Consider the following 241-nt stretch of genomic DNA (forward strand, 5'->3'; position numbering starts at 1 on the left):
AGCATGACATGCCTACGATCCGACTTTCTCACATCCTTCCTAAGAACTTTTTTTTTGAGTTGCATCATTTGCCGTTTCAGGTTGTGTTTTTTAACTCGTTCAAAGATCCGTTTGAAGGCTTTTTTCATTCCCGGTTTGCTCAGGGCCCCTTTATATTTCTCAGCAGTTTCCTCATCGTCGTCTTCATCAGGGAAATCGTCTCCGTCATCGTCATCTTCTGGATCGATGGATTCTTCTGACT

The 241-nt window shown here is 43.2% G+C and carries 1 protein-coding gene; it reads right to left on the reverse strand.

The window, feature by feature from the left end; genetic code table 11:
• Positions 1 to 241, reverse strand: a 241-nt coding sequence (locus ACYQ78_RS40055) for a hypothetical protein (protein WP_459806227.1), incomplete at both ends; no start/stop codon positions are given.

Source organism: Herbidospora sp. RD11066 (assembly GCF_054661255.1).